This window comes from Wolbachia endosymbiont of Mansonella ozzardi (assembly GCF_020278625.1).
GTDB lineage: Bacteria > Pseudomonadota > Alphaproteobacteria > Rickettsiales > Anaplasmataceae > Wolbachia.
The window spans coordinates 1-7897 of sequence record NZ_JADAKK010000051.1 but is presented as its reverse complement, the minus strand read 5'-3'; the positions used below and the strand labels follow the sequence as shown (position 1 = coordinate 7897).

Below are 7897 nucleotides of genomic sequence, written 5' to 3'. Positions count from 1 at the left end.
GCCAAGTACATTGAGTTTTTTTGTTGTTTAATCTGTATGGACTGAAGATAAACAACAGCTCCAATACTATGATAAAGGTAATGGCGAAAGTTGTCAAGTAGTTTTTTTGTTCCGTAATAACAAAAAATACGGAAGTAAAAATTTCATGTTAATTATACTAGTTATTAGTATAATTGGTATAATCACAAATATGGTAAAGCCAATAGAAGTTAATTTATCTAAAAAAATAGTGAGAGAGTCTTATCAAGTATAAAATGGGTTGCCAACGCTGGCAAAAACCATCTTGAATCGCTAAGTAGTAGCGCCAAGCCAGCTAGTACCTGGAAAAAGCTAATCAACTCTCTTCTACTTGTTCCAATTATCGTACCTACTACTACAACAATAGCATCGATTGTGTGTCTACCTTTTTTTGAATGCTGTTAGTGCTCACAAGAACGATTCTAAACTATCCAAAATACTAAAGTTTATAGCTAGAGTCCTAATTTATATTGTCGCTGCTATAATTTTAATCCCGTGTATTATATCAAATCTGATTACTTCACTGATACCTGTGCTTATTTTTTATTACATCAATAGAGATTTCTTCAATCAAAAAGATACAAGTATGGAAGTAAATAAAGTCAAAGTAAAAAGTGAAGAAGAGTACAAAAAACGTATAAAAGAAGAAGCTAATAAATTAGAGTAACAGGATGATACAGATCAGAACCAGCCTAGATATAGAAGTAATATCTCGAGTAATGAAAGGTAAACAAGCCATAAATCGGACTGCGTAACAAGGATTGCAGATGACGGTATCAAAGGTGGTAAAGAAATGATACGAACAACTGCAAATGACCAAAATGTTACTATAAAGAGAATCATTGCTGGAAATCTTCCTGATAAAATAGAAGATTTTGCTGCTGGCTTTGGCTTGCACCTTATTGAAGGTGGTGTAGACCTTCAATGTAGTTTTTATACACGCACCGAAGCTGACAAAAAGTAGGTAATTGAAAGCCTTAAACAAAGTGAGCTAGCACGCACTTTGCTCTTCGGAGATGGTGGCATATTGTCTATAGAGCAACACAGTAGCACACAAAGAAAATAGGATCTGTGGTCTTGTAGTAATAGTGAGGTTTTATGAACTATATGCTCAAACTAGGACTTCCTGAACATTTTCATTTACTTTTGTTTCGTTTACTTTGGTGTTAGGTTTTTATATTGCACATGCAATACCAAAAACAGCAAGCCCAACTGCTAACACAGCAACTACAGCTATGCTAGCTATAACTGACATTGATAATCCAACATTAGCAACGCCACATCCAATACTTACTGCTAATCCAGCTATAACGCCACAAACAGTGCCAATCATTATTGCTTTACTAGTTGCTTGTTCAGTTGTCGCACTTTCGTCACTAGTTGAATTTCCTTTTGCTACTCTATTGTCAGATATATCCTTTTCAACTTGAGAAACTTTGTCTAGCATGCCCTGATCTCCAGCTTCTTTTAAGATAGTCTTAATTTTTCCACTATCACCTTTTTCTATACCGGCAAAAACTTCTTTTTATATGCCTTGCACTCTAGCTGAATCTAGAATAGCTTTAATGCTTTGCTGACGATCAAGAATTATAGCAAGGCCAGGCGATGTTACAGTGCATTTTTCACCACTTGGCATATTCTCAATTACATCTGTATCAGTAAGAATCTTTAGTAAGTCATCTTTGAAACTTCTTTGAGCAAGTCAGCAACGTTACCCTTATCGTTTATTGTCTCCTGTAACTTATTCATATAATTTCCGTTGTTCCTCTAAACCAGACATGTAATTACCTCCACAAATACTTGGCTCAAACGTTACATATTTTAGTACAAAAGCCAAGAAACAGACTTTTGAAACCCTCATAACGTGTCTTCCAGCTGCACTTCTGAACGTATATCATAAAACCCTTAATTTTTATTAGTCAGCACACTAACTATGAAATAGTCTATATTACCATCAAAGACGGAATTTATATTCCCCACTTCATATCCGGTTCTTAAATCTTTCACCATTTGATATGGATGCACAACGTATGACCTGATTTGGTTGCCCCAGCCTATGTTGCATTTCTTGCCGTATTCTTCAGCCATTTCCCGCTCTTTTTTTCCCAGCTCAATTTGGTATAAACGTCCTTTAAGCAATCTCAATGCCTCATACTTGTTTTGATGCTGGGAACGGCTATTTTGGCACTGAACTGTGACACCTGTTGGAACATGCGTAATGCGCACTGCACTCTCAGTTTTGTTTACATGCTGACCGCCTGCCCCTGAAGCGCGGTAGGTGTCGATCTTTAGATCTTTCTCATCCACAGCAATATCAATTGAATCTTCTATCACCGGTGTCACCCCTACGCTTGCAAAACTGGTGTGACGTTTGCTGTTTGCATCAAATGGTGATATTCTAACCAGCCTGTGAATACCACTTTCACTTTTTGCCCATCCATAAGCTTTTTCTCCAACGATTTTTATCGTTGCAGATTTTATGCCAACCGATTCTCCCTCCAACTTTTCTACAACTTCAACTTTAAAGTTGTGATAAATCTCTGCCCACCTCGTATACATACGCATGAGCATTTCAGCCCAATCATTACTCTCTGTTCCTCCAGCTCCTGAGTGAATTTCTAAGAAGCAGTCATTATTATCTGCTTCACCAGTAAATAAAGATTCTGTTTCCTTGCGCTTGATTAATTTCTCTAGCTTCACTAATTCGTTTTCAACTTTAGAGAAAAATTCCTCATCATTCTCATCAATAGCAAATTTCATTAGGCCGATAGCATCATTGTAATCACTTTCTAACTTTGAAAATGACTCCACATCATTTTTGATTTTAGAACATTCTTTTAAAATTTTTTGTGCTTTTTGGTTGTCCCGCCATAGATCATCACCTGCAGCTTGAGATTCCAGCGCTGCAAGGCGTGATTTCAATTTTTCTACGTTAAAGACACCTCCTAATCACAGAAATACTCTTACCTAAGCTCTGAAAGTGTTCAAAAATTTCTAAATAGGCTTTCACTATGCTTTAGATTTTAATATATTCACTATCAATAGCAATAACAGTACACAAAACAGAAATTTAACCATATAGTAGTTAATTTAAAACAATCTTATTATACTCTAATATTTAAAAGAATCAAGTATGTATATTTATTAAGAAGTAAGGTGAAGATATGAATATTGAGATAAATTCCCATTATAGTTTAAATAATAAGGCTATTGATGACCTAATCAAGTCACTTGATAACGAGGAGCTAGAAAACGTTCGCAATATCGTAAAAACAATAGATAGCGTTCAGTTAGCCTATTTTTTATCTACTTCAATCAGTGACCACAGGGAAAAATTAGTTAGTATCCTAGATCAACATTTGTTAAGTGATGCCCTAGTGCATGTAGTACCAGATTTACAAGTGGAGATTATAGAAACATTGGGAGTAGAAAATACGGCAAAGTTACTCACTCTTCTTGATGTAGAAGACATAGTAACCATAGTGAAGGATTTGGATAGAAAGTCTATAGAAAATATACTTCACTACCTGCCCGATACAACTCAAAAGTTAGTAGAAGAGTTGTTATCATATCCAGAAGAAAGTGCAGGAAGGTTGATACATAAAAACATGGTTATAGCCCCATATTATTGGACGATAAACCAACTAACAGAATTCTTGCGCAACTATAGAAAAATACCAGAAATATTTCATCAGATTTTTGTCATCAACTCAAAATTGGAACCTATAGGTAGTGTTAACTTAAATAAGGTAATATCCCACTCAGGAAAAACAACAATAAAAGAAATAATGAGTCAGGACATAAAAATCATAAAAACTGGTGTAGACCAAGAGGAAGTAGCAAGAATATTTAAAGATTACTCTCTATTATCCGCTCCTGTAGTAAATAAGCGCGGTAAAATCATAGGTGTGATCTTAATCGAAGATGTAATAAAAGTTGTCCAACAAGAAACAGAAGAAGATGTATTGAAAATAAGCGGTGTGCCATCTAAGGCTGACATAAATGCTCCTATACATAAAACCATAATTCAAAGGCTACCCTGGTTATTGTTCAACCTCTTAGCCGCAACGATATGCTCTATAGTAGTTGGCTTTTTCGACAACGTAATAAAGAGTTTTGTAGTACTGCCAATAGTTATGCCAATAATTGCGTCGATGAGCGGAAACGCAGGATCCCAAACAGTAACACTCACCATCAGAGCAATCGCAACAAAATATTTAACTGAGCAAAATGCAAACAGAATATTGGTAAAAGAGTTTCTAATAGGTCTTATAAATGGGATAATTTTATCTACTATTTCACTCGTAATATTAGCAGTGAGATTTCACAGCTTCAAAGTGGAGATTATTTTTGTAGCCTCCATGATTATGATGTCGATCATTGCAACATTTATTGGAACTTCCATTCCTATAATGCTTCATCGTTTAAAATCTGACCCTGCAGTTTCCTCTTCAATTCTAACATCAGCAACAACCGATATTCTTTCAGCTTTTATATTTCTTGGCCTAGCTACGCTCTTCCTGATAAATAGCTAAGTTTTTCTAAAGCAGACCCAGTGCACAGTGTTAACTATATCTTCCACTTGCGGTAATGCTTTTTTCTCCAGGTTTGCAGCATAGGGTAAGGGAACATCCTTACCTGTTACGCGCACAACTGGAGCATCAAGGTAGTCAAACCCATGCTCCATAACCGCAGCCGAAAGTTCTGCGCCGATTCCTGCAAATGGCCAACCTTCTTCTACGCTGACCAATCTATTAGTTTTCTTGATAGAGTTAATGACAGTTTCAGTGTCAAGTGGCCTTAAGGTTCTTAGGTCAATAACTTCAGCTTCTATGCCTTTACTAGAGAGTAAATCTGCTGCACTTAAAGCATTCATTAATTGCAGTGAGAAAGCAGTGATAGTTGCATCCTTTCCTTCTCGTATAACAGCAGCTTTGCCTATCTCAAGTAAATAGTCTTTATTCGATAGCTCAGAGTCAGGAACTTCATGCTCATGTCCATAAGCGATCTCGTTTTCTAGAAATATCACTGGGTCTGGATCACGAATTGCAGCTTTAAGCAGACCCCTGCAATCGGAGGCAAAATAAGGTGCTATTACTTTTAACCCTGGTACATGCGAATACCAAGATGCAAAGCATTGAGAGTGTTGCGCAGCAACTCTCGCTGCAGCACCATTTGGTCCACGAAACACTATAGGGCATCCAAGTTGTCCACCTGACATATAATTTGTTTTTGCTGCAGAATTTACAATTTGATCGATAGCCTGCATAGAAAAATTAAAAGTCATAAACTCGACGATTGGTCTAAGTCCAGCAAACGCTGCTCCAATAGCAAGACCAGCAAATCCATGTTCAGTAATGGGTGTATCAATCACCCTATTTTTTCCAAATTCTTCCAGCAATCCTTTCGTTACTTTATAAGCACCATCATATTCTGCGACTTCTTCCCCCATGATAAACACATCAGGGTCGTTTTGCATTTCTTCTCTGATTGCTGTGCATAAAGCTTCTCTCACGCTTAAAGTTGCCATTTATAAACTTTTATAGATTAACTAGAGTACTATATCAAAGTTGCCAGGGGCTAGTAAAGCAGATATTGCCACAAATTAAACCTTACCAACACCATGTTGCATCAAGCCTTGAATAGCCACTCCTTTCAATTCGGTAGTAGGCTTTGATACCATGTATGTAATGCAGCCAGCTATTAATGCAAATATCGCGTGAGTTAGGATCTTGGAAGAACAGATAAGCTGGAAACAATACTAAGTACTACTAACATAGCTACAAGATTTACAGAAGCAATTTTTAAGAAACACGGTTGTCTTTTTTTCTGCTTTTTCTAGTGATACTTCATTTTCTAATGACACTTTACTTGTTTGAGAATGCTGACTTTTTGTTTCCTTTAATACATCCTATCTAAGTCTTTTTTACTCTTAGTTTTTTCTTGCAAAAGTTCTATTATCTTACTGTTATGTCTGCTCTCAGCAAAAAATAAAGGAGTATATCCACCGTTATCTCGTGCTTCAAGATTTGCTTCATTTTCTAATAAATACTTTATTGACTTTGCACTACTGCAAGCAGTAACGATATGCAAAGGAGTAAATCCATCTTGATCTGTTATTTCAATACCCATTCCGCTTTTTGTTAGATGCTTTACCACGTCTAAGATATTATGTGCAGCAACTTTACATAAAAGAGTAAAAAATGCATCCTCACCCCATACTTTAGCTAATTTGTTTCCTATTGAACGTTTTACTGCCTTTGCGTAGCCGAGTTTAACAGCGGAAGTAAGTTTATTTTTGTGTTTGATTACATAACTTGTTAATTTGGGTTGATTTTTGTTGTTGTAGTGTCGTTTCTACTTTTATTCCATGCGTGTACTTTTGGCCTTACTATCATCAATTTCCTTTAATCTTACTACTTCATAATTTCATAAAGAGGTTAAATTTATTTATATGCTATATTCAGCTTGCAGCCAACAAGGCCTGTTTCCGTTACCAGACTCTAAAAGATGAAGCTAGATTACTCCAAGTTAAACTTCACAAACCTTGTTGTTGTCTGGACTTTGAATATTCGCCTTTTTCAATTTAGTGATGGGTTTTGACATTGTGTATGTAATACCACTAGCTGCCAACGCAGATGTTACAGAAGTTACAATTATTGATAGAACAGACAGTCTTGAAACAATACTAAGGATAGAACCCCATCATTGACGTGGCTACAAGGCCTAAGTATGCAATTTTTGACAACGGTAGCTTTTTTTCTACTTTTTTTTAATGACACTTCACTCGTTTGAGAATGCTGATTTTTGTCCTTTTCTAATTCGCTGTTAAGCGTTGCATTTTCACTTTTCAGATCTTCTATTTTTGTCTCAGCGATTTATTCTCTTCATCGAGTTTATTAAGTGCCTCCTGATTAGTCTCATAACTGGTTAAGAAATTCTTTAATTTTTTTAGATCCTTTTGAGTTTTTTTCAGCTTTTCCTAAGCTTGTTTTAATTCTTCGTCCGAATCTTCCAATTCTTAGATTCGACCATCTCTATTACTTAACTTTTCCAGAGTATCATCTAATTGTTGTTGTGCATTAGTCTGTTGTCTCTTTAACTGATTCGCTTCCTTACTTAACCTTTCAATTTCACTTTCTAAATCTTTCTTCTCTTGAGCTAATCTATTCAATTGATCATTTAATTCCCTTTCGGGCTTACTTGAAAAGTCCACAACTGCAGCAATATTTTCCTGTGACTTCTTTAACTTATTTTCTAATTCCCTAATAGATTTGGTCTCAGATTGTTCTGACTCTAGACTACTGTAACTACTAACGCTTTCATCTATAGAATTGCGTCGTTCCAAGTAGGATCTATAACATTTGCGGGCGCAGAAAGTTACATTACCCACATTCGCAGTTAAGCTTGCCTGAGTTTTATGATCATTCTGAGCTAAATGATAGCAACCTCCCCCTTCAATCTTTACGTTAAGATCTTTTGCTTTCTTCGGCGAATAATTTTTTTCTGCTGTCTCCAACATTTCTACTAAGGTATTCTTGTTTGACGCATCACCAACCATATCTTTTGGAGTCTTATTTTTACTTTTTAATAGAGGATTCACTTGATCATTTTTTATTATTTCAAAAAACCTTTTCCTCTCTATTGCCATAACTCTTCCTTCTCAGTTTATTCATCATTGCCATATAGTTGCATAAAAAGGTTAAATTTATTGAAATTCTATATTTTATCTAAAAAATAGTCATAAACACTCTCTTGTATTCCCCTATCGAAGTAGATACAAGCTTGCACCCAGAAAAAAGAATGACGTTATCCCAGTGCCTCCTTTTTTCGTCATTCCAGCAGTTGATACTAGGATCTACTGTCTAAAACATCAAGA

Annotated in this window: 7 protein-coding genes; 2 read left to right on the top strand and 5 right to left on the bottom strand. The window is 35.8% G+C overall.

Translation table 11 applies throughout. The annotated features are described in order from the left end of the window. The first annotated feature begins 811 nt into the window (after positions 1–811). Complete coding sequence (locus tag IHO40_RS04780; protein ID WP_225537009.1) at positions 812–982, top strand: hypothetical protein; 171 nt, start codon at positions 812–814, stop codon at positions 980–982. A gap of 210 nt (positions 983–1192) precedes the next feature. Here IHO40_RS04780 and IHO40_RS04775 read toward each other — a convergent pair whose 3' ends face one another. Then, positions 1193–1465, bottom strand: coding sequence for a hypothetical protein (locus IHO40_RS04775; protein ID WP_225537008.1), 273 nt, complete (start codon positions 1463–1465; stop codon positions 1193–1195). Between the two features lie 458 nt (positions 1466–1923). Beyond that, positions 1924–3028, bottom strand: a protein-coding gene (prfB, locus tag IHO40_RS04770) for a peptide chain release factor 2 (protein WP_225537007.1) whose coding sequence is annotated in 2 segments (ribosomal slippage) — positions 1924–2952 and positions 2954–3028 — 1104 coding nt in all. Because the reading frame shifts where the segments join, the coding sequence is not laid out codon by codon here. 154 nt (positions 3029–3182) lie between these two features. On the opposite strand from prfB, the gene mgtE reads away from it, so the two are divergent. Continuing rightward, the gene (gene mgtE / locus IHO40_RS04765) at positions 3183–4553 is read left to right on the top strand and encodes a magnesium transporter (RefSeq protein ID WP_225537006.1); all 1371 of its coding nucleotides are present in this window, start codon (positions 3183–3185) and stop codon (positions 4551–4553) included. On the opposite strand, the gene IHO40_RS04760 is transcribed toward mgtE, so the two are convergent. The 3 genes from IHO40_RS04760 to IHO40_RS04750 all read right to left on the bottom strand — a co-directional run bounded on the left by IHO40_RS04760 (position 4550) and on the right by IHO40_RS04750 (position 7669). Beyond that, positions 4550–5548, bottom strand: a complete 999-nt coding sequence (locus IHO40_RS04760) for a pyruvate dehydrogenase complex E1 component subunit beta (protein ID WP_225537005.1) — start codon at positions 5546–5548, stop codon at positions 4550–4552. The two genes, mgtE and IHO40_RS04760, sit on opposite strands and share 4 nt — an antisense overlap. A 371-nt stretch (positions 5549–5919) precedes the next feature. Then, positions 5920–6261: an ankyrin repeat domain-containing protein gene (locus IHO40_RS04755; protein ID WP_368666779.1), complete on the bottom strand. Its 342-nt coding sequence runs from the start codon at positions 6259–6261 to the stop codon at positions 5920–5922. 778 nt (positions 6262–7039) lie between these two features. Further along, positions 7040–7669: a coiled-coil domain-containing protein gene (locus tag IHO40_RS04750; protein WP_225537004.1), complete on the bottom strand. Its 630-nt coding sequence runs from the start codon at positions 7667–7669 to the stop codon at positions 7040–7042. Positions 7670–7897 lie beyond the last annotated feature (228 nt).